Here is an 18,395-nt window from a genome sequence, read left to right as displayed (position 1 = left end):
GTCACGATGTTCACCGGAATCGTCGCGGCCGTCGGCCGCATCGAATCGATCGAGCCGCTCGGCACGTCGGCCGATGCAGGCGTGCGCCTGACCGTGCAGGCGGGCGGGCTCGATCTCGCCGATGTCGCACTCGGCGACAGCATCGCGATCCAGGGCGCGTGCATGACGGTGATCGAGAAGCGCGACACCGCGTTCGACGTCGACGTGTCGCGCGAAAGCCTGAACCGCACAGTCGGTCTCGCGCAGCCCGGCGAAGTGAACCTCGAGAAGGCGCTGCGCGCGCACGACCGTCTTGGCGGGCACATCGTGTCGGGCCACGTCGACGGCCTCGGCACCGTGTCGCGCTTCGCGCCGGTCGGCGAATCGCACGAACTGCGCATCGTCGCGCCGCGCGAGCTTGGCCGCTATCTCGCGTACAAGGGGTCGATCACGGTCAACGGCGTGAGCCTGACCGTCAACACGATCGACGATCGCGCGGACGGCTGCGAATTCTCGATCAACCTGATTCCGCATACGGTCGAGGTCACGACGCTGCGCCACGTGAAGGCCGGCGACAAGGTGAATCTCGAAGTCGACATGATCGCGCGCTACGTCGAACGGATGCTGTCGTCGTCGCAGGGCGCGCATCAGGACTGATCGCAGCGACGGCTGACGGCTCGATGTCCGGGTATCGGCAGTCGCCGCTTTTCCTCATCCTGCCCGCATCGCCCGCCGGTGTTCCGCCGGCGATCAGGCATCCGTCCCTTCTCCGCCCGCCCGCGCCAGAATCGTGTCGAGCAGTTGCCGGACATGCTCGCGTGCCGCGCGCTCGGCGCCATCCGCATCGCGTTTCGCGATCATGTCGAACGCCTGCCGGTGTTCGGCGACATTCCCGCCCAGCCGCGTCCAGTCGTCCATCGGGCTCGCACCGCCCGCACACATCGTCTGCACCTGCGCGTACAGCGCCCTGAGCGACGTCTCGATCGTCGCGTTGCGCGCGGTGGCGAGCAGCCCATGGTGGAAGTCGAGATTCGCGACGCGGTAGGCATCGCCGTCGCGCGCGTCGACCGCGCGCGCCTGCCGCACCAGCGCTTCGTCCAGCATCGCGCGATCGTCGGGCGTCAGGCGTTGCGCCGCCAGACGCGCCGCCATGCCTTCGAGCGCTTCCCGCGCCTCGAAGATGGCCACGATCCGCGCGCGATCGAACGCGATCACGAACACGCCCTGGCGCGGCACGACCTGCAGCAGCCCCTCGGCTTCCAGGCGCGAGACCGCCGCCCACACGGGCGAGCGGCTGATGCCGAGATCGCGCGACAGCGCTTCGATGCTGATCTTCTCGCCCGCCGCGAAGCGCGCTTCGTCGACCAGCATCTCCCGGATCGCACCGTACGCGTCGCGCCCCAGCGTCGTCCGTTCGAGCGTGGCGCGCGTCATGCCGGCCTCCGGCGACGCGCAATGTGAAGCCCTTTGCCGACCGGCACGAGCGTCGTGTCGAACTCGCGCGTAGCGTCGACCGCGGCGAGATAGCCGGCGATCTCGTCCGGATGGGACAGCGCGTTGTCCGCGACGAGCAGCGCGTCGGCGGTCAGCTTCGGCAACAGGTGCGCCAGTTGCTGCGGCGCGCTCACGCGATCGGCGTCGAAGAACACGCAGTCGAACGGGCCCGTCACGGCCGCGCAGACCTGCGTCGCCTCGCCTTCGATCACCTGCGCCCAGTCCTGCAGCGACGCCGCGCGCAGGTTGCCCCTCGCCTGCTCGGCCTTCTCCGGCGAAAACTCGACGGTGACGAGCGGCTGCCCGTCCGTTTCGCGCAGGGCATGCGCAAGCCAGATCGCGCTGTAGCCGTTGGACGTGCCGATCTCGAGCACGCGCCGTCGCCGCGCGCCGGTGACGAGCAGGTACAGCAGCTCGGCTGTGGGCAGCTCGAGATTGAGCATCTTGCGGCTGCGGTCGGCCATCTGCGCATCGTTTTCCTGGCCGAAGGACGCCAGCCGGGCAAGGACGGCCGACGCGGCGCTGTCGAGTTCGATCATGCGGGTCTCCATTGCTTCATATTTCGTGTTTCGTGTTTCATGATACGACGATTTTCGGATCGATGCCCGGTGCCCACGAGGACCGCCGTTCCGGCGTGATTGAAACCGCTCCGGCCCGGCTGGCGGCCGTTTGCTCTAACGATTCCCGGCCGAATGGCCAACGGCGCGCACGGGTCATGCCGTCGCGCTAAGATGCATCGACGGCGGTTTCAACGCCACAACGCACGACGCGCCGCGCACCGGCCACCCCTCTTCCCACAGGAGTCGTTCCCATGTCCATCTCGATGCACCAGGCTTCGCTGCCCGTCCTGATCCGCGGCCTGACCAACCTGCAGCACATCCTCGGCAAGGCGCAAGCGCACGCGGCCGAGAAGCAGATCGATCCGTCGGTGTTCATCGGTGCACGCCTCTACCCGGACATGCTGCCGCTCGTCCGGCAGGTCTACATTGCGACCGACACGGCGAAGGGCTGCGCCGCGCGGCTCGCCGGCGCCGAGATCCCGAGCTACCCGGACGTCGAGCAAACCTTCGACGAACTGCATGCGCGCATCCAGAAGACAATCGATTACCTGAAGAGCTTCGACGCCGCACAGATCGACGGCAGCGAGGCGCGCCAGATCGTGCTGAAGATGCGCGTCGGCCCGATCGAATTCACGGGCCAGTCGTACCTGCTGAATTTCGTGCTGCCCAACTTCTTCTTCCACGTGACGACCGCCTACGACATCCTGCGCCACAGCGGCGTCGAACTCGGCAAGCTCGACTACCTCGGCGGGCGCGACCAGCACGCGTGACGCGCGGCCGGGAAACGCCCGGCCCGCAACCGTCCGCACCCGCGTGCTGGCCACGCGCGGCGGGCCGCCGGGCCTGCCGCGCAGGCCGCCCGCAACGCTTTCCGGCGTGCTTGCCCGACGTGCGCGGTCCGCGCCAGCCGAAACGCCGCCCGGCTGGCGTAAAATACGCACTTTCCTCTTTCTCGCCCCCTTATGACGCTCGCCTCCACGCTCGACATCATCGCCGAGCTGAAAGCCGGCCGGATGGTGATCCTGGTCGACGAAGAAGACCGCGAAAACGAGGGCGACCTCGTGATCGCCGCCGAATTCGTCACGCCGGAAGCGATCAACTTCATGGCCAAGTACGGCCGCGGCCTGGTTTGTCTGACGTTGACGCAGGAGCGCTGCAAGCAGCTGCACCTGCCGCTGATGACCTACCGCAACGGCACGCAGTACGGCACCGCGTTCACGGTCAGCATCGAAGCGGCCGAGGGCGTGACGACCGGCATCTCGGCCGCCGACCGCGCGCACACGATCGCCACGGCGGTCGCTCACGACGTGCGCCCCGAGCACATCGTGCAGCCGGGCCACGTGTTCCCGATCATGGCGCAACCGGGCGGCGTGCTCGTGCGCGCAGGCCACACCGAAGCCGGCTGCGACTTCACCGCGCTCGCGGGCCTCACGCCGGCCGCGGTGATCTGCGAGATCATCAAGGACGACGGCACGATGGCGCGCCTGCCGGACCTGATCGAATTCGCGAAGGAACACAACCTGAAGATCGGCACGATCGCCGACCTGATCCAGTACCGCAGCCGCACCGAATCGATCATCGAGCGGATCGCCGAGCGCACGATGCAGACCGCGCACGGCACGTTCCGCGCGGTGCTGTACCGCGACCAGCCGAGCGGCTCGCCGCACATCGCGCTGGTGCGCGGCGCACCGTCGCCCGACGTCGATACGCCGGTGCGCGTGCACGAGCCGCTGTCGGTGCTCGACTTGCTCGAGACGAGCGTGTCGACGCACTCGTGGACGCTCGACGCCGCCATGCGCGAGATCGCGGAGCGCGACCTCGGCGTAATCGTGCTGCTCAACTGCGGCGACACGAAGGAACACCTGATCGACGTCTTCAAGGCGTTCGACGAGGAAGAAAAGGCTGCTGCGCTCAAGCGCCGGCCGGTCGATTTCAAGACGTTCGGCATCGGCGCGCAGATCCTGCGCGATGTCGGCGTCAGCAAGATGCAGGTGCTGTCGAATCCGCGCAAGCTGGGCAGCATGTCCGGCTACGGCCTCGAAGTCACGGGCTTCATTCCGATGCCCGGCGGCGAAGCCAAGTCCTGCCCGGCGTCCAACGCGTAACCCGCCACGGCGCTTTCGCCCTATAACCGTTCATCCACACCACGGACCAGATCATGGAAATCGGACAATACCAACCGAATCTCGAAGGCGACGGCCTGCGTATCGGCATCGTGCAATCGCGTTTCAACGAGCCCGTGTGCAACGGCCTCGCCGACGCGTGCGTCGAAGAACTGGAACGCCTCGGCGTCACCGGTGAAGACGTGCTGCTCGTGTCGGTGCCCGGCGCGCTGGAAATCCCGCTCGCGCTGCAGAAGCTCGCCGAAAGCGGCCAGTTCGACGCGCTGATCGCGCTCGGCGCGGTGATCCGCGGCGAGACCTACCACTTCGAACTCGTGTCGAACGAAAGCGGCGCGGGCATCACCCGCATCGGCCTCGACTTCAACCTGCCGATCGCGAACGCGGTCCTCACGACCGAAAACGACGAGCAGGCCGTCGCGCGCATGACCGAAAAGGGTCGTGACGCCGCACGCGTCGCCGTCGAGATGGCCAACCTGACGATGGCCCTCGACCAGCTCGGCGATGACGACGAGGACGAAGAGGAAGACGAAGACGACGAAGAGGAGCGCGCATGAAGAAGAGCGCCCGCCGACAATCGCGCGAGCTGGCGACGCAAGGCCTCTACCAGTGGCTGCTGTCGAACGCGTCCTCCGGCGAGATCGACGCGCAACTGCGCGGCGCGCTCGGTTACGACAAGGCTGACAAGGAGCTGCTCGACGCGATCCTGCACGGCGTGATCCGCGAGCACGCCACGCTCGTCGAAGCGCTGACACCGTCGCTGGACCGTCCGATCGACCAGCTGTCTCCGGTCGAACGCGCAGTGCTGCTGATCGCGACGTTCGAGCTCACGCACCATGTCGAAACGCCGTACCGCGTGATCATCAACGAAGCTGTCGAACTCGCGAAGACGTTCGGCGGCTCCGACGGCTACAAGTACGTGAACGGCGTGCTCGACAAGCTCGCCGCGAAGCTGCGCCCTGCAGAAACGCAGGCACGCCGCAACGGCTGACACCGTTAGTTTGTCCACGGGCGCGCGAGCGCCCGTTTTTCATTCTTCCTCTCCCCCGCCCTGCCCGCCGATGAATACCACCGCCGATTCGCTCGTCACGCTCGCCGCACGCGTCGACGCGATCCAGCCCTTCCATGTGATGGAACTGATGAAGGAGGCACAGCGGCTCGAGTCGTTGGGGCGCGATGTTATCCACATGGGCATCGGCGAGCCGGATTTCACCGCGCCGGAGCCGGTCGTCGAAGCCGCCGCGGCCGCGCTGCGCCGCGGCGTCACGCAGTACACGAGCGCACTCGGCATTGCCCCGCTGCGCGAGGCGATCGCCGCGCACTATGCACGCGCGTATGGCCTCACGATCAGCCCGGAGCGGATCGTCGTGACGGCCGGCGCGTCGGCCGCGCTGCTGCTCGCGTGCCTCGCACTCGTCGGTCGTGACGACGAAGTGCTGATGCCCGACCCGTCGTACCCGTGCAACCGGCATTTCGTCGCGGCGGCCGAAGGCCGCGCGGTGCTCGTGCCGAGCGGCCCTGACGCGCGCTTCCAGCTCACCGAGGACGACGTCCGCACGCACTGGAACGACCGCACGCGCGGCGTGCTGCTCGCGTCGCCGTCGAACCCGACCGGCACGTCGCTCGAACCGGACGAACTGAAACGGATCGTCGAAGCCGTGCGCGCCCGCGGCGGCTTCACGATCGTCGACGAGATCTACCAGGGGCTCAGCTACGATGCGGCGCCCGTATCGGCGCTGTCGTTCGGCGATGACGTCATCACCGTGAACAGCTTCTCGAAATATTTCAGCATGACGGGCTGGCGGCTCGGCTGGCTCGTCGTGCCGCCCGCGCTGGTCGGCACGTTCGAAAAACTGTCGCAGAACCTGTTCATCTGCCCGTCCGCGCTCGCGCAGCACGCAGCACTCGCGTGCTTCGAACCGGCCACGCTCGAACTCTACGAAGCGCGCCGCCTCGAATTCAAGCGCCGCCGCGATTTCATCGCGCCGGCGCTCGAACGGCTCGGCTTCAGGGTGCCCGTGATGCCGGACGGCGCGTTCTATGTATATGCGCATTGCGGCGGCGTCGCCCATCCGGCAGCCGGCGACAGCGCCGCGCTCACGCAGGCGATGCTGCATGACGCCGGCGTCGTGCTGGTGCCCGGCATGGACTTTGGCGTCCATGCGCCGCGCGACTATATCCGCCTGTCGTATGCAACGGCGTACTCGCGGCTCGAAGAGGCGGTCGACCGGCTCGCGACCCTGTTCGGGCAGCACTGACGCCGCAGCCGGCACACCGGCTGTTTCACACGCCGCAAAAAGAAAAGGCACCCGGATCGGGTGCCTTTTTCATTGCCTGCCGGCCAGAGCCGGGCGGCACGCGGAATGTTACGCGCCGAGCTCCGAATGAACGCCGTGCGACTGCTTCGCGGTATCGACACTCGCGTCGTCCTGCGGTGCGGTTTCCTTCGGCGCTGCCGCCTTGACAGACGTCGCGCCGTCGAGCGTCGCATGCACGCGCTTCGCGCCGCCTGCCGCGCCCGTCACGGCCGCCGTGACGATCGGCTTCGCCGGCTGCGCCGGCGCCTGCGGCGCGTTGACCGGCACGCTGCGGCCGTGCGACACGTCGCGCAGCCGGCCACGTTCGGCCATCACCTTCGAGCCGTATGCGGTGTCGTCGGGATTCGTCGAACCGTTGTACAGGCGCAGGCCGTTCGCCAGCGAGCCGCCGCGCGCGATGCAGTCCTTCAGCACGAGTGCGCCGACCTGCAGGTTCGCGAGCGGTTGCAGCGCGGTGTCGGTGCCGCCGAAATACTCGAACTTGTCGGAATGGACCTTCGACATGACCTGCATCAGGCCCTTCGCACCAACGCCGCTTTCGGCATACGGATTGAAGCCCGATTCGATCGCCATCACGGACAGCAGCAGCAGCGGATCGAGTCCGACATCGCGGCCGGTCTGGAACGCAGCCTTGACGAGCTGGCCGAGCGGCTCCTGCGCGACGCGGTAACGGCGCGACAGATAGGTCGCGACGAGTGCCTGTTCGCGGTTCGACGCGAGCGCACGATCGTCGCGCGCATCGGCCGCCACCCGCTGGGTCGGAATCAGTTTGGCCAGTGCGACCGGCGACGGGCCATTGCGGGCCGGATCCGACGCATCGCCTTGGGCACCCTGTGCGGCGGCTTCCGGTGCGACATCGAGGCCGACCGCAAGCGCGTCCGTTTCAGGCGTCTCTTCCTGCTGCGGCTGCGCACCGGCAGGCGCGAAGTTCGGCAGCGGATGACCGGACAGCAAACGGGCTGGCCCGGCCTGCACGGCCGCGGATACGACCGGCATCAGCTTCGCGGCAAGCGTGCCGCGGACGGTTGGCAGCAGCCACAGTGCAAGCGCAACCGCGACAGCGAAACAGCCGACAACGCTGAATAGATGGTGACTGACACGCGTCCCGCGACGCAGCATGTTGCGCACGATCTGCGCATGCTGCTCATTGGGACGCCACGATAACCAAGCGTTCATTCAGATCATCTCCCATGAACATGACTCGTGCGGCTCGCTCAGCTCGATGGCGAGACAGAAAACGCGCCGCGGAATCACGACGCCGCACGCCTTGGTTGGGACGCGCAAGCATCGGGGAAACGGTATAAGTACCGTTCGAGGCCACGGTGTAAGAGGGCCGGCGCCTTCGCACACTGGGCGAGGCGGGCATACGCGGTGGCACCCACGCAAAAAACCAGCGTCTGGTAGCGCTGGCGAGGACTACGACTAAGGCCGTCGGATACGCCGTGCAGGATTCGGCGGACGGTGACGCGCTGCGTCAAAGATCGGTGATTGGCGGCTCGAAGCCTTTTACCCTGCAGCCAATGTGAGCGGATTCTAGCAGGGTTTTATAGATCGTCAACACTATAAAACTACGAAATTATAACAAAAAGTAATTTAAGAACGGTCTTCAGATCGCAAGTCCCGTGCCGTAGGGGGTTTGCGCGCGGTCGACTTTTTTCTCCGCCGGGCGGCCGCGCGGCGGCCCGGGTAGAATCGTCGGTCAATTCGGGGCCGCAGCCGGCCGCTGCGCCCGCCCATCGCTGCCCGCCACGCGGGTGGCCCGGACCTTCTTCATGAAATACAAAGACTTACGCGATTTCATCCAGCGCCTCGAGGCGCTCGGCGAACTGCGGCGCGTCACGCAACCCGTGTCGCCCGTGCTCGAAATGACCGAGCTGTGCGACCGCGTGCTGCGCGCCGGCGGCCCTGCGCTGCTGTTCAACGCGCCGCCCGGCCATGCGTTTCCGGTGCTCGGCAACCTGTTCGGTACGCCGCGCCGCGTCGCGCTCGGGATGGGCGTCGACGCGGGCGACGACGCCGCGCTCGATTCGCTGCGCGATCTCGGGCGGCTGCTGTCCGCGCTGAAAGAACCCGATCCGCCGAAGAGCCTGAAGGACGCCGGCAAGCTGCTGTCGCTCGCGAAGGCCGTGTGGGACATGGCGCCCAAGTCGGTGTCGTCGCCACCGTGCCAGGAGATCGTCTGGGAAGGCAACGACGTCGACCTGAACAAGCTGCCGATCCAGACCTGCTGGCCCGGCGACGCGGGGCCGCTCGTCACGTGGGGCCTGACGGTCACGCGCGGGCCGAACAAGTCGCGCCAGAATCTCGGCATCTACCGCCAGCAGCTGATCGGCCGCAACAAGCTGATCATGCGCTGGCTCGCGCATCGCGGCGGCGCCCTCGACTTTCGCGAGTTCGCGTTGCAGAACCCCGGCAAGCCGTATCCGGTCGCGGTCGTGCTCGGCGCCGATCCCGCCACGACGCTCGGCGCGGTGACGCCCGTGCCCGATTCGCTGTCCGAATACCAGTTCGCCGGCCTGCTGCGCGGCAGCCGCACGGAGCTCGCAAAGTGCCTGACGCCCGGCGTCGACACGCTGCAGGTGCCCGCGCGCGCGGAGATCGTGCTCGAAGGCTTCATTTACCCGCAGGAAGGCGCGCCTGCCCCTGCTCCGGCCGGCGCCCCGCCGCGGCCGGCCGGCAATGCGTCGGCGGCCTACGAGCACGCGCTCGAAGGGCCGTACGGCGACCACACCGGCTATTACAACGAGCAGGAGTGGTTCCCGGTGTTCACCGTCGAGCGCATCACGATGCGCCGCGACGCGATCTACCACTCGACCTACACGGGCAAGCCGCCCGACGAGCCGGCCGTGCTCGGCGTCGCGCTCAACGAAGTATTCGTGCCGCTGCTGCAGAAGCAGTTCTCCGAGATCACCGACTTCTATCTGCCGCCCGAAGGCTGCAGCTACCGGATGGCGATCGTCCAGATGAAGAAGAGCTACGCAGGCCACGCGAAGCGCGTGATGTTCGGCGTGTGGAGCTTCCTGCGGCAGTTCATGTATACGAAGTTCATCGTGGTCGTCGACGAGGACGTGAACATCCGCGACTGGAAGGAAGTGATCTGGGCGATCACGACGCGTGTCGACCCCGTGCGCGACACGGTGATGGTCGACAGCACGCCGATCGACTATCTCGACTTCGCATCGCCGGTGGCCGGACTCGGCTCGAAGATGGGGCTCGACGCGACCAACAAGTGGCCCGGCGAGACGAATCGCGAATGGGGCCGCCCGATCGAGATGGATGCGGCCGTGAAGGCGCGCGTCGACCGGCTCTGGCAGGAGATCGGCCTCTGAAGCCACGCGGCCGGCACGCGCCGGCCCGTGCCGCGCAATTGCCACAAGCACGACGAAGATGAGCTTTCCGCCCGCCTCCATGCTGTCCGACGGTTTCTTCCTGTCGCTGTCGCTCTGTCTCGACATCGGCCTCGTGAACGTCGCGATGCTGTCGCTGACGCTGTCGCACGGCTTCCGGCCGGGCTTCTGGCTCGGCGTCGGCTCGTGCGTCGGCGATCTCGTCTACGCGGCCCTCGCGCTCGCGGGGATGGCCGTGCTGCTGCAGTTCGAGCCGGTGCGCTGGATCGTGTGGATCGGCGGCGGCGCGGTGCTGCTGTTTCTCACGTGGAAGATGGCGCGCGAAGCGCTGGCGCCGGCCCGCGCGGCCGACGACGATGCGGACGACGCCCCGCAGCCGCGGGCAAGCGCGCGGCGCAGCTTCCTGCGCGGAATGCTGCTCGCGATGTCGTCGCCGAGCGCGATCCTGTGGTTCGCGGCGGTCGGCGGCGCACTGATCGCGAAGGCCGGCGCGACGACGCCGGTCACCGCGTCGGTGTTCCTGTCGGGCTTCTTCCTCGGCGGCCTCGCCTGGACGCTCTTCATGTGCACGCTCGCGAGCCAGGGCCGCAAGCGCGCGGGCGCCGGGTTGATGCGCGCGTGCCATATCGCGTCGGCGCTGCTGTTCGCGTATTTCTCGTATAGCGTGATCGTCGGCGGCTACCGCGACCTGATCGTGCACGCGGTGTAAGCGAAGCCGGCCCGCACGGGCCGCGCAGCAAGCGGCAGCCCCAAAAGAAAAACGGCGCAGCGCCCCTCGCGGGACGATGCGCCGTTTTGCCACGCGCGGTCAGGCCGCGCGGGACGAATCAGCGACGCCAGTAGCCGTGATGGCCCCAGCCGCCGTAACCATGTCGCCAGTACGGGCGACCGTAGTAACCACCACCGTAGCCGCCGACGACCACGGCGGGCGGCGGCGCATAGTAGGCCGGCGCCGGCGCGTAGTAGACGGGCGGAGGCGGCGGCGCGTAGTACACGGGCGGCGGCGGTGCATAGACGGGGTACGCGGGTGCGACCGGGATACCGATGCCGACCCCGATCGACACGTGAGCCTGCGCGGCGCTTGCGGCACCCAGGCCCAGCGCGGCGGCGGCGATGAACGGAATGAGCTTTTTCACTTCGATTCTCCTGCTGGAGCGGTATTTTAGGCGCTCCTGTCGGCAACGGCGGGCATGCACGTCGCATGGAAGCAATGTAGCGAAAACCCGCCCCTCGCGTATCGTGCATTTGTTGCAAATTGCAATTGCACGCGGCTGGAGCCGCCTTGCGGCGCGGCGTCCGGAACCGGCCGCGCCCCTTGCCGGTCGCGCGATTCCGTCCGACGACTCGGGTTGCAACATCAAGGCCGGTCAGTCTTACCGGATACGGCGCGCACAGCGGGCTCGCGTACGTAATGAACGATTACAAATTTGAGACAAGATGCCGACATTTCAAGCGGGATATGCGCACGCGCTATTTCGGGGTCGGATTCCACGATCGTGATCCGGCCGTGACGCCGGGCACCGATCCGCACGGGGAGCGGGCCGCACGTCGGTAATGAATACCTGCGGCGCACGGCGACCACCCTTCCACGACCCACCCGACATTCCTGCGATACTGGCGGTTGCTTCGTTTTTGCTTACGTGCGCTGCCATGTCCCTTCCCGACACACCCCGCCTCGGCTTCATCGGCGCCGGCCGCCTCGCACGCTGTGTCGCGCAGCGCTTCGCGCAGGCCGGCTTCCCCGTCGCGGCAATCGCGAGCCGCACGCCTGCGTCGGCCGCCGGCCTTGCCGCGCGCATCGACGGCTGCCAGGCAGTCGACACGCCGCAGCAGGTTGTCGATGCGGCCGACCTGATCTTCCTGACGGTGCCCGACGACCATCTCGCCCCGACCGCCGCGGCGCTCCGCTTCGACGCATCGCGCGCCGCCGGCCAGGCGGTCGTTCATTGCAGCGGCGCATCGGCGGTCGCGCTGCTCGATCCGGCGAAGCAGCAAGGCGCGGCCACCGGCGGCTTCCATCCGCTGTACCTGTTCGGCGGCACCGACGCCGACCTCGCGCGCATCGACGGCTGCTCGGTCACGATCGAAGCGGACGGTGCACTGCACGCGACGCTGCTGCGACTTGCTGCCGCGCTCGGCTGTCATCCGCTGTCGATTCCGGCCGGTGGCCGGATGCTCTATCACGCGGCCGCACACTACGCGGCGAGCTTCGCGCTGTGCGGGCTGTCGGAAGCGGTCGAGCTGTGGCGCGGCCTCGGCTTCGACGAGGACGCCGCGCTGCGCGCGCTGCTGCCGATGCTCGCCGGCACGATCGAGACCGCGCGCGACAAGGGGCTCGCGAATGCACTGTCCGGCCCGGTGTCGCGCGGCGATACGGGCATCGTCGAACGCCAGCTCGCGCTGCTCGAAGCGCGCGGCGGCGATCACGCGGCGCTGTATGCCCTGCTGACACGCCGCGCGGTCGCGCTCGCGGCGAAGCGTGCCACGCCGCCGGCGTCGTTGCCGGCGCTGGCCGAAGCCGTCGAAACGTCGCTCGCGCGCGCGGCCGCGCACCCCTCCCCGTCGCAAGACGAGGCGTGATAAGGTGTCGGCCGATGCGCCGCCAACCGGCGTTGGCGGCCGCGCGCTACTGACTGTATAAAAAGGATGCCAACGATGTTCGGCGAGATCGCCCGTTTTCTGCTCAATACCGTCTTCACGCTGTTCGGCGCCGCGCTGATCCTGCGCGTCTGGATGCAGGCCGTCCGCGTGCCGCCGTACAACCCCGTCACGCAGGCCGTGCTGCAGGCGACCAACTGGCTCGTGCTGCCGCTGCGCCGCGTGATCCCGGGCGTACGCGGCATCGACTGGGCCAGCGTCGCCGCCGCGCTGCTCACCGCGCTCGTGTACGTCGTGCTGATGGTCGTGATGGCCGGCTTCGATCCGGCCGCGGTGATCGCGACGCTCGTCGTGGTCGCGCTGCTCACCGTCGTGAAGTGGGCGCTCAATCTCGTCATCTGGATGACGATCCTGATGGCGCTGCTGTCGTGGCTCAATCCGCGCTCGCCGGCGATGCCGATCCTCTTCCAGCTCACCGCACCGTTCCTGAACCCGCTGCGCCGGGTGATCCCGAACCTCGGCGGCATCGACCTGTCGCCGATCCTGCTGTTCGTGATCGTGCAGGTCCTGCTGATGATCGTCACGCGCGCTGCCGTGTCGCTGACGATGTTCGGTATCTGATTCGGCTCCGCTACGCCGCCGGCCCCGGTGCCGGCGGTGCGCCGAGCGTATCGATCACGCCGAACTGCGCCGGCATCATCGCGTAGCACACGCGCACCTTCTCGTGCGACAGCCGCTCGAGCAACCGCCGCGCTTCGTCCTCGGTGACGATGAATTCGACCTCGATCGCGAGCGATCCCTGCAGTTCGAAGAAGCGGTCCTCGTGCAGCACGCGATGCTGGCCGAAACCGGCCATCGCGCGAAACGCGGACCCGCCCGCGACGCCCATCCGGCTCGCCTCCTCCAGCAACCATTCCCACAGCGGCTTCCAGTGCAGCCGGTGCTGCTCGTGCACATAGAAGCGCAAGAAGACCCTGTCCATCGCACCCTCCGGTGGCGGCACGCTCAGGCCGCCGCGAGCCACGCGCGCGCGGTCCACATGCCGAGCGCCGTGAGCGCGAACGATCCAGTCAAGTGTAGGGCAGCCACCGCAAACGCCCATCCGAATTCGCCCTCGAGCGCATGCGTCATCACTTCGACCGAATAGGTCGAGAACGTCGTGAGGCCACCGAGGAAGCCCGTGATCACGAACAATCGCCACTCGGGCGGCAACCCGACGCGCGCCGTGAACACGACGGCGGCCACGCCGATCACGTAGCCGCCGATCAGGTTCGACGCGAGCGTGCCAAGCGGCACGGCCGGAAAGAATTCGTTGAGCGCGAGGCTCAGGAACCAGCGCAGCAACGCGCCGAGCCCCGCGCCGACGAAGATCGCGACGATCGAATAGAACAAGGACACCCCTCATTGATGCCGCTGCGCGGCGGGCGCGGCTTACGCTGAACTGTATGCGGAATCGCGCGACGGCGGCAATGCCGGCACGCACTCGATCGAACGGCAACCGCGCGATGCGTTTCATTATTTCCACGCGCGCATCGCCGTCGATCATTTCCGAATAATTACATCTGACATTACGAATTGATTTTGAATCGGCTGATTATTTATGGGCTTTTTTAAAATCGAGAATGCGATTCACCCCGACACAGGTCAACCCTGCAAAACACCCTTCTCACAAGGGTTACACGTACTTTCCCTTATCAGACATTCCCGTATCCGGCCGATATTCGATTCAATCGACTCCACCGATTTCGTAAAATTGATTCGCCACGCTATTCCATCGACATGGAGACTCGAAAAATGAACAATATCCGCCTGTCATCCATGTTGATTCCGGCGCTGTGCGCGTCGTTGCTCGCATCGACTGTCGCGCTCGCCGACGGCAACGGGCCACCCTCCTACGTCGAGGGCAACCGCGCGCCGAAAGGATTCGCCCGCCCGCCGTTCCACACGAAGCAGCGCGCGAGCACGGCCACGATCGCCGGCCTCACGCCCGCGCTCACGCGGCACGCGTACGGATTCGATTCGACCGCCAACCAGGGCGACGGGATGACCGTCGCGATCGTCGACGCGTACGACGACCCGAAGATCGAGTCCGATCTCGGCGTGTTCAGCAACGCATTCTCGCTGCCGGCCTGCACGTCGTCGAACGGCTGTTTCACCAAGGTGTACGCACACGGCGCGCGGCCGAAGACCGATTCGGGCTGGTCGCTCGAGATGTCGCTCGACGTCGAATGGGTGCACGCGATCGCGCCGAAGGCGAAGATCGTGCTGGTCGAGGCCGCTTCGGCCAGCTTCAGCGACCTGCTGGCCGCGGTCGACGTCGCGGTCAAGCGCGGCGCGTCGGTCGTGTCGATGAGTTTCGGCGGCAGCGAATTCAGCACCGAGACCGGCTTCGACAGCCACTTCAACGTCGCGGGCGTCACCTTCGTCGCGTCGTCCGGCGACAGCGGCACCGGGACCGAGTACCCGGCCGCGTCGCCTTACGTGGTGTCGGTCGGCGGCACGACGCTGTCGTCCGATTCGGCCGGCAGCTATGTCGGCGAAGCGGCATGGAGCGGCAGCGGCGGCGGCGTGAGCACGACCGAGGCCGAGCCGGCCGGCCAGACCGCCTGGCCGATTCCGGTGGCCGGCAAGCGCGGCGTGCCCGACGTCAGCTACGACGCGAGTCCGTCCAGCGGTTTCGCGGTGTACGACTCGGTCACCTATCAGGGGCAGGCCGGCTGGTTCCAGGTCGGCGGCACGAGCGCGGGCGCGCCGCAATGGTCGGCGCTCGTCGCGATCGCGAACTCGCTGCGCACGGCGGCCGGCAAGAAGTCGTTGAGCGGCACCTACGACGCGCTCTATACGGTCGGCAAAAACGCATACGGCAGCGACTTTCACGACGTGACGACCGGGTCGAACGGCAATTGCGGCAGCATCTGCAACGCTGCGGGCGGCTACGACTACGTGACGGGGCTCGGTTCGCCCGTCGCGTCGGCGCTCGTGCAGGCGCTCGTCGCCCGTCCGTAACCTGGCGTTTGCCGCCGGCAGGCCCGTGGCGCGGGACTCAGCCGCCGCGCCACGCGCGATCGAGCGCGGTCAACGTCGCGAGCGCGCTCCCCTTCAGCCCGATCACGTCCGAACGGCGCGCATGCGCTTCGCGTGCGTTGATGCGGATCACGTCCGCACCGAGCCGTTCGCTCAGCAGGCGTACGGTCGGAATCGCGGTGCCCGCGCCGATCTCGACCACGGCGACGCGCCCGGCCTGCGCGATCCAGTCTTCCAGCGCGCGTTCCTGCGCGTCATAGCGCTCGCCGAGCCAGCCGGTGTCGCCGAACATCAGGATGTTCGGCCGCGCGAGGCCGCCGCAGTACGGGCAGCGCGGCATGTCGCCGACCAGGCGGCACGTGGCTTCGTCGACATCGGGCACGAACGGCGCCGCATCCCACGTGTCGTCCGAGCACGGCCGCAGGCACTGCAGCGCATGAATCGACCCGTGGATCTCGACGATGCGCGCCGGATCGAAGCCGGCTTTCTGGAACTGGCCGTCGACGTTGCTCGTCAGCACGAAGCCGCCGTTCGGCATCGCGTCGATCCAGCGGCGCAGGATCGCGAAACCCGCATGCGGCACCGTCGCGCGGTAGAGCGCGAGACGGTGCCCATAGAACCCCCACGCAAGCGGCGCACGTGCACGGAATGCATGCGGCGACGCAATCTCGTGGAATTCGAAACGCGCGTGGTGCAGCGCCGGATACGCGCGCCAGAAGCCGTCGGACCCGCGAAAATCGGGCAACCCGGAATCGACGCCGATACCCGCGCCGGCCGTCACGAGCAATGCGTCGGCGCGCGCGAGCGCGTCGACGGCGGATGCGACGAGATCGGCGGGCAGTGGCGCGGCGGTGGCGGCAGTGGCGTCGGCGGAATCGGCGGGATCGGCGGGATCGGCGGGATCGGCGGGATCGGCGGGATCGGCGGGATCGGAGAACGGCATGATGGGGCGGCGGTAGCGTCGAACGGTGCGCGAGTGGCGTCGCGATCATACGCCCGTTCGGGCGCCGCGCCGCATGCGCGATGCAGCGGCACGACGCCGTGCTCGTCCGGTCATCTGCCATGCAGACAAGCGGCCGATACAGCAACGCGGCCTGCGGTGCGCCGGCCCGGCGCCGCCCATCCTGGTCAGCTATCCGGATCGTCCCGCGCGACCGGAATCTCGTCGGCCGTGAAATAGACCGGTTTGCCGAGCTGCCGCGCCAGACCGACGTCCATGTCGGCCCCGCGCGACGCGCCCTCGATACGCAGCACCGCATCGCAGCGGCGCAGCAACCGGTGTGCGGCCGGATACAGGAACGCCTCGCCGATCGCGTCGCCGACCTGTGTCGACCCGGCCGCGGCCGCAAGCGGCAGCGACACCCACTCGCCGATCATCGGCACGTGCCCGCGCCGATACACGGCCAGCGCCGCCGCTTCCAGCCGGTGCAGGTTCGCGGCGATGCGCGCGGGGTCGCCGTCGGTGCCGCTGCGATAGGGGCCGGCGACCAGCACGAGCCGCGGCGTCATGCGGCGCGCGCGCCGGCGGTTTCCCGCAGCGCGACGTACTGCAGCAGCATGATCGTCTTCGCATCGACGATCTCGCCGCGCTCGACCGCATCCAGCGCGGCCCGCAGCGGCATCTCGACGACCTCGAGATCCTCGCCCTCTTCCGCGACGCCGCCGCCGTCGCCGGTGCGCAGCGACGCATCGTATTCGCCGACGAAGAAATGCAGCTTCTCCGTGACGGAACCCGGGCTCATGAACGCCTCGAACACCTTGCGCACGCCGCGCACGCGATAGCCGGTCTCCTCCTCGGCCTCCGCACGGATGCGCACTTCGGGGGTCTCATCGTCGAGCAGGCCGGCCGCCGCTTCGAGCAGCATGCCGTCGTGCCCGCTCACGAACGCCGGCATCCGGAACTGCCGCGTCAGCAACACGTCGCCCGTGCCGGCATTGCGCAACAGGATCGTCGCGCCGTTGCCGCGATCGTAGGTCTCGCGGCTCAGGCGCTGCCACGTTCCGTCGCGGCGCAGGAAATCGAAGGTCACCTTCTTCAGCACATACCAGTCATCGGACAGCACCGTCGTATCGACGATGCGCACCCGGTCACGCGTTGCAGCCATTGCAGCCTCCCGTTCGACAAAAGACGGCGCCCATGGTAACGTGCAGATTCGTGCAACTTCAAGAATTTTCGTGCAACCACGATGCTGACGACCCAACGCAAGAAGGCGATCCTCGATGCGCTCGCACGCGACGGCCAGGTACTGGCCGTCGAACTGAGCGCGCAATTCGGCGTGTCCGAGGACACGGTGCGTCGCGACCTGCGCGAACTCGCGGCCGAAGGTCTGCTGCAGCGCGTGCATGGCGGCGCGCTGCCGGCGTCGCCGGCCGTCGCGCCGTTCGCGCAGCGCGAGACGCTCGAGACGGCGGAAAAGCGGCGCATCGCGCGGCGCGCGGCGGAGATGATCGCGCCCGGCCAGGTGGCGATCGTCGACGGCGGCACGACCTCGGCACTGCTCGTCAGCCAGCTGCCGGCCGACCTGCGCGCGACGATCGTCACGCACAGCCCGAGCGTCGCGGTCGCGCTGGCCGCGCATCCGTCGATCGACGTGATCCTGATCGGCGGGCGGCTGTACAAGCATTCGATCGTCGCGGTCGGCGCGGCGGCGATGGAAGGCATCGCGCGCATTCATGCGGACCTGTACTTCATGGGCGTCACGGGCGCCCATCCGGTCGCCGGGTTGAGCACCGGCGACTTCGAGGAAGCGGCGATCAAGCGCGCGCTGGCCGAACGCGCGGCCGAGACGGTCGTGCTCGCGTCGCAATCGAAACTGCGCGCGGCGTCGCAATTCGTGATCGGCGAGATCACGCTCGCGCAGACGATCGTCGTCGAAAAGGAAACCGAAGCCGCGCTGACGAAGCCGATCGAGGCGGCAGGCGTGACGGTCGTGCGCGCCTAATGCGTCGAACCGG

21 protein-coding genes are annotated in these 18,395 nt (G+C 67.8%); 12 read left to right on the top strand and 9 right to left on the bottom strand.

Going from position 1 to position 18,395, the window contains the following annotated elements:
• The first annotated feature begins 6 nt into the window (after positions 1-6).
• Positions 7-636 carry a riboflavin synthase gene (locus OHZ10_RS04690; RefSeq protein WP_059235644.1) on the top strand — a complete coding sequence of 210 codons (630 nt, stop codon included), beginning with the start codon at positions 7-9 and terminating at the stop codon, positions 634-636.
• A gap of 93 nt (positions 637-729) precedes the next feature.
• Here the strand turns inward: OHZ10_RS04690 and OHZ10_RS04685 are convergent, their stop codons facing one another.
• Positions 730-1,413, bottom strand: a complete 684-nt coding sequence (locus OHZ10_RS04685) for a GntR family transcriptional regulator (protein ID WP_256085662.1) — start codon at positions 1,411-1,413, stop codon at positions 730-732.
• A complete protein-coding gene (locus OHZ10_RS04680; RefSeq protein ID WP_256085661.1) occupies positions 1,410-2,012 on the bottom strand; it encodes an O-methyltransferase in 603 nt (200 codons plus the stop codon). The genes OHZ10_RS04685 and OHZ10_RS04680 overlap by 4 nt, the downstream gene beginning before the upstream one ends.
• A gap of 272 nt (positions 2,013-2,284) precedes the next feature.
• Between OHZ10_RS04680 and OHZ10_RS04675 the strand changes: the two genes are divergently transcribed.
• The 5 genes from OHZ10_RS04675 (at position 2,285) to OHZ10_RS04655 (ending at position 6,411) form a co-directional block, all read left to right on the top strand.
• Positions 2,285-2,803, top strand: coding sequence for a DUF1993 domain-containing protein (locus tag OHZ10_RS04675; RefSeq protein ID WP_059235648.1), 519 nt, complete (start codon positions 2,285-2,287; stop codon positions 2,801-2,803).
• 192 nt (positions 2,804-2,995) lie between these two features.
• Positions 2,996-4,138, top strand: a complete 1,143-nt coding sequence (ribBA, locus tag OHZ10_RS04670; protein ID WP_059235650.1) for a bifunctional 3,4-dihydroxy-2-butanone-4-phosphate synthase/GTP cyclohydrolase II — start codon at positions 2,996-2,998, stop codon at positions 4,136-4,138.
• A gap of 53 nt (positions 4,139-4,191) precedes the next feature.
• Positions 4,192-4,710: a 6,7-dimethyl-8-ribityllumazine synthase gene (ribH, locus tag OHZ10_RS04665; protein ID WP_011351235.1), complete on the top strand. Its 519-nt coding sequence runs from the start codon at positions 4,192-4,194 to the stop codon at positions 4,708-4,710.
• Entirely contained in the window at positions 4,707-5,144 is a 438-nt protein-coding gene (gene nusB, locus OHZ10_RS04660) for a transcription antitermination factor NusB (RefSeq protein ID WP_021157083.1), read from the top strand. Before ribH ends, nusB begins: the two co-directional genes overlap by 4 nt.
• Before the next feature lie 70 nt (positions 5,145-5,214).
• Entirely contained in the window at positions 5,215-6,411 is a 1,197-nt protein-coding gene (locus tag OHZ10_RS04655) for a pyridoxal phosphate-dependent aminotransferase (protein ID WP_059235652.1), read from the top strand.
• 108 nt (positions 6,412-6,519) lie between these two features.
• Here the strand turns inward: OHZ10_RS04655 and OHZ10_RS04650 are convergent, their stop codons facing one another.
• Entirely contained in the window at positions 6,520-7,647 is a 1,128-nt protein-coding gene (locus OHZ10_RS04650; protein ID WP_059235653.1) for a transglycosylase SLT domain-containing protein, read from the bottom strand.
• Between the two features lie 596 nt (positions 7,648-8,243).
• Between OHZ10_RS04650 and OHZ10_RS04645 the strand changes: the two genes are divergently transcribed.
• Together OHZ10_RS04645 and OHZ10_RS04640 are read left to right on the top strand one after the other, a co-directional pair.
• Positions 8,244-9,800, top strand: a complete 1,557-nt coding sequence (locus tag OHZ10_RS04645) for a UbiD family decarboxylase (RefSeq protein WP_256085659.1) — start codon at positions 8,244-8,246, stop codon at positions 9,798-9,800.
• 58 nt (positions 9,801-9,858) lie between these two features.
• Positions 9,859-10,527 carry a LysE family translocator gene (locus OHZ10_RS04640; RefSeq protein WP_174994313.1) on the top strand — a complete coding sequence of 223 codons (669 nt, stop codon included), beginning with the start codon at positions 9,859-9,861 and terminating at the stop codon, positions 10,525-10,527.
• Between the two features lie 118 nt (positions 10,528-10,645).
• Here the strand turns inward: OHZ10_RS04640 and OHZ10_RS04635 are convergent, their stop codons facing one another.
• Positions 10,646-10,954 (bottom strand): hypothetical protein, encoded by a 309-nt coding sequence (locus OHZ10_RS04635; RefSeq protein ID WP_050011620.1) that lies wholly within the window; start codon positions 10,952-10,954, stop codon positions 10,646-10,648.
• Between the two features lie 514 nt (positions 10,955-11,468).
• Here OHZ10_RS04635 and OHZ10_RS04630 point away from each other — a divergent pair.
• Together OHZ10_RS04630 and OHZ10_RS04625 are read left to right on the top strand one after the other, a co-directional pair.
• Positions 11,469-12,398 (top strand): Rossmann-like and DUF2520 domain-containing protein, encoded by a 930-nt coding sequence (locus tag OHZ10_RS04630; RefSeq protein WP_256085658.1) that lies wholly within the window; start codon positions 11,469-11,471, stop codon positions 12,396-12,398.
• Positions 12,399-12,473: 75 nt separating this feature from the next.
• On the top strand, positions 12,474-13,037 hold the full coding sequence (locus OHZ10_RS04625) for a YggT family protein (protein WP_059235663.1): 564 nt from the start codon (positions 12,474-12,476) through the stop codon (positions 13,035-13,037).
• A 10-nt stretch (positions 13,038-13,047) separates the two neighbouring features.
• On the opposite strand, the gene OHZ10_RS04620 is transcribed toward OHZ10_RS04625, so the two are convergent.
• Entirely contained in the window at positions 13,048-13,398 is a 351-nt protein-coding gene (locus tag OHZ10_RS04620; protein ID WP_059236869.1) for a DUF190 domain-containing protein, read from the bottom strand.
• Positions 13,399-13,421: 23 nt separating this feature from the next.
• On the bottom strand, positions 13,422-13,808 hold the full coding sequence (gene crcB, locus OHZ10_RS04615; RefSeq protein WP_059235665.1) for a fluoride efflux transporter CrcB: 387 nt from the start codon (positions 13,806-13,808) through the stop codon (positions 13,422-13,424).
• Between the two features lie 402 nt (positions 13,809-14,210).
• On the opposite strand from crcB, the gene OHZ10_RS04610 reads away from it, so the two are divergent.
• Positions 14,211-15,422: a S53 family peptidase gene (locus OHZ10_RS04610; protein ID WP_342703779.1), complete on the top strand. Its 1,212-nt coding sequence runs from the start codon at positions 14,211-14,213 to the stop codon at positions 15,420-15,422.
• 37 nt (positions 15,423-15,459) lie between these two features.
• On the opposite strand, the gene OHZ10_RS04605 is transcribed toward OHZ10_RS04610, so the two are convergent.
• From OHZ10_RS04605 to OHZ10_RS04595, 3 genes are all read right to left on the bottom strand, one after another.
• Positions 15,460-16,383, bottom strand: coding sequence for an SIR2 family NAD-dependent protein deacylase (locus OHZ10_RS04605; RefSeq protein ID WP_342703777.1), 924 nt, complete (start codon positions 16,381-16,383; stop codon positions 15,460-15,462).
• Between the two features lie 185 nt (positions 16,384-16,568).
• Positions 16,569-16,949 carry a DUF4406 domain-containing protein gene (locus tag OHZ10_RS04600; RefSeq protein WP_342703776.1) on the bottom strand — a complete coding sequence of 127 codons (381 nt, stop codon included), beginning with the start codon at positions 16,947-16,949 and terminating at the stop codon, positions 16,569-16,571.
• Positions 16,946-17,545: an NUDIX domain-containing protein gene (locus tag OHZ10_RS04595; RefSeq protein WP_174994310.1), complete on the bottom strand. Its 600-nt coding sequence runs from the start codon at positions 17,543-17,545 to the stop codon at positions 16,946-16,948. The genes OHZ10_RS04600 and OHZ10_RS04595 overlap by 4 nt, the downstream gene beginning before the upstream one ends.
• Positions 17,546-17,626: 81 nt before the next feature.
• Here OHZ10_RS04595 and OHZ10_RS04590 point away from each other — a divergent pair, with 81 nt between their 5' ends.
• Positions 17,627-18,382: a DeoR/GlpR family DNA-binding transcription regulator gene (locus OHZ10_RS04590; RefSeq protein ID WP_342703774.1), complete on the top strand. Its 756-nt coding sequence runs from the start codon at positions 17,627-17,629 to the stop codon at positions 18,380-18,382.
• Positions 18,383-18,395: the final 13 nt, after the last annotated feature.

The sequence above is a fragment of the Burkholderia arboris genome (genome assembly GCF_038723655.1).
Classification (GTDB): Bacteria; Pseudomonadota; Gammaproteobacteria; order Burkholderiales; family Burkholderiaceae; genus Burkholderia; species Burkholderia arboris.
This window is presented reverse-complemented; position numbering and strand designations above follow the sequence as displayed.

Bases quoted from the DNA above. Each gene is read 5' to 3' on its own strand.
- OHZ10_RS04690 (WP_059235644.1), top strand. From the start codon at position 7: ATGTTCACCGGAATCGTCGCGGCCGTCGGCCGCATCGAATCGATCGAG.
- OHZ10_RS04685 (WP_256085662.1), bottom strand. From the start codon at position 1,413: ATGACGCGCGCCACGCTCGAACGGACGACGCTGGGGCGCGACGCGTAC.
- OHZ10_RS04680 (WP_256085661.1), bottom strand. From the start codon at position 2,012: ATGATCGAACTCGACAGCGCCGCGTCGGCCGTCCTTGCCCGGCTGGCG.
- OHZ10_RS04675 (WP_059235648.1), top strand. From the start codon at position 2,285: ATGTCCATCTCGATGCACCAGGCTTCGCTGCCCGTCCTGATCCGCGGC.
- ribBA (WP_059235650.1), top strand. From the start codon at position 2,996: ATGACGCTCGCCTCCACGCTCGACATCATCGCCGAGCTGAAAGCCGGC.
- ribH (WP_011351235.1), top strand. From the start codon at position 4,192: ATGGAAATCGGACAATACCAACCGAATCTCGAAGGCGACGGCCTGCGT.
- nusB (WP_021157083.1), top strand. From the start codon at position 4,707: ATGAAGAAGAGCGCCCGCCGACAATCGCGCGAGCTGGCGACGCAAGGC.
- OHZ10_RS04655 (WP_059235652.1), top strand. From the start codon at position 5,215: ATGAATACCACCGCCGATTCGCTCGTCACGCTCGCCGCACGCGTCGAC.
- OHZ10_RS04650 (WP_059235653.1), bottom strand. From the start codon at position 7,647: ATGAACGCTTGGTTATCGTGGCGTCCCAATGAGCAGCATGCGCAGATC.
- OHZ10_RS04645 (WP_256085659.1), top strand. From the start codon at position 8,244: ATGAAATACAAAGACTTACGCGATTTCATCCAGCGCCTCGAGGCGCTC.
- OHZ10_RS04640 (WP_174994313.1), top strand. From the start codon at position 9,859: ATGAGCTTTCCGCCCGCCTCCATGCTGTCCGACGGTTTCTTCCTGTCG.
- OHZ10_RS04630 (WP_256085658.1), top strand. From the start codon at position 11,469: ATGTCCCTTCCCGACACACCCCGCCTCGGCTTCATCGGCGCCGGCCGC.
- OHZ10_RS04625 (WP_059235663.1), top strand. From the start codon at position 12,474: ATGTTCGGCGAGATCGCCCGTTTTCTGCTCAATACCGTCTTCACGCTG.
- OHZ10_RS04620 (WP_059236869.1), bottom strand. From the start codon at position 13,398: ATGGACAGGGTCTTCTTGCGCTTCTATGTGCACGAGCAGCACCGGCTG.
- OHZ10_RS04610 (WP_342703779.1), top strand. From the start codon at position 14,211: ATGAACAATATCCGCCTGTCATCCATGTTGATTCCGGCGCTGTGCGCG.
- OHZ10_RS04605 (WP_342703777.1), bottom strand. From the start codon at position 16,383: ATGCCGTTCTCCGATCCCGCCGATCCCGCCGATCCCGCCGATCCCGCC.
- OHZ10_RS04600 (WP_342703776.1), bottom strand. From the start codon at position 16,949: ATGACGCCGCGGCTCGTGCTGGTCGCCGGCCCCTATCGCAGCGGCACC.
- OHZ10_RS04595 (WP_174994310.1), bottom strand. From the start codon at position 17,545: ATGGCTGCAACGCGTGACCGGGTGCGCATCGTCGATACGACGGTGCTG.
- OHZ10_RS04590 (WP_342703774.1), top strand. From the start codon at position 17,627: ATGCTGACGACCCAACGCAAGAAGGCGATCCTCGATGCGCTCGCACGC.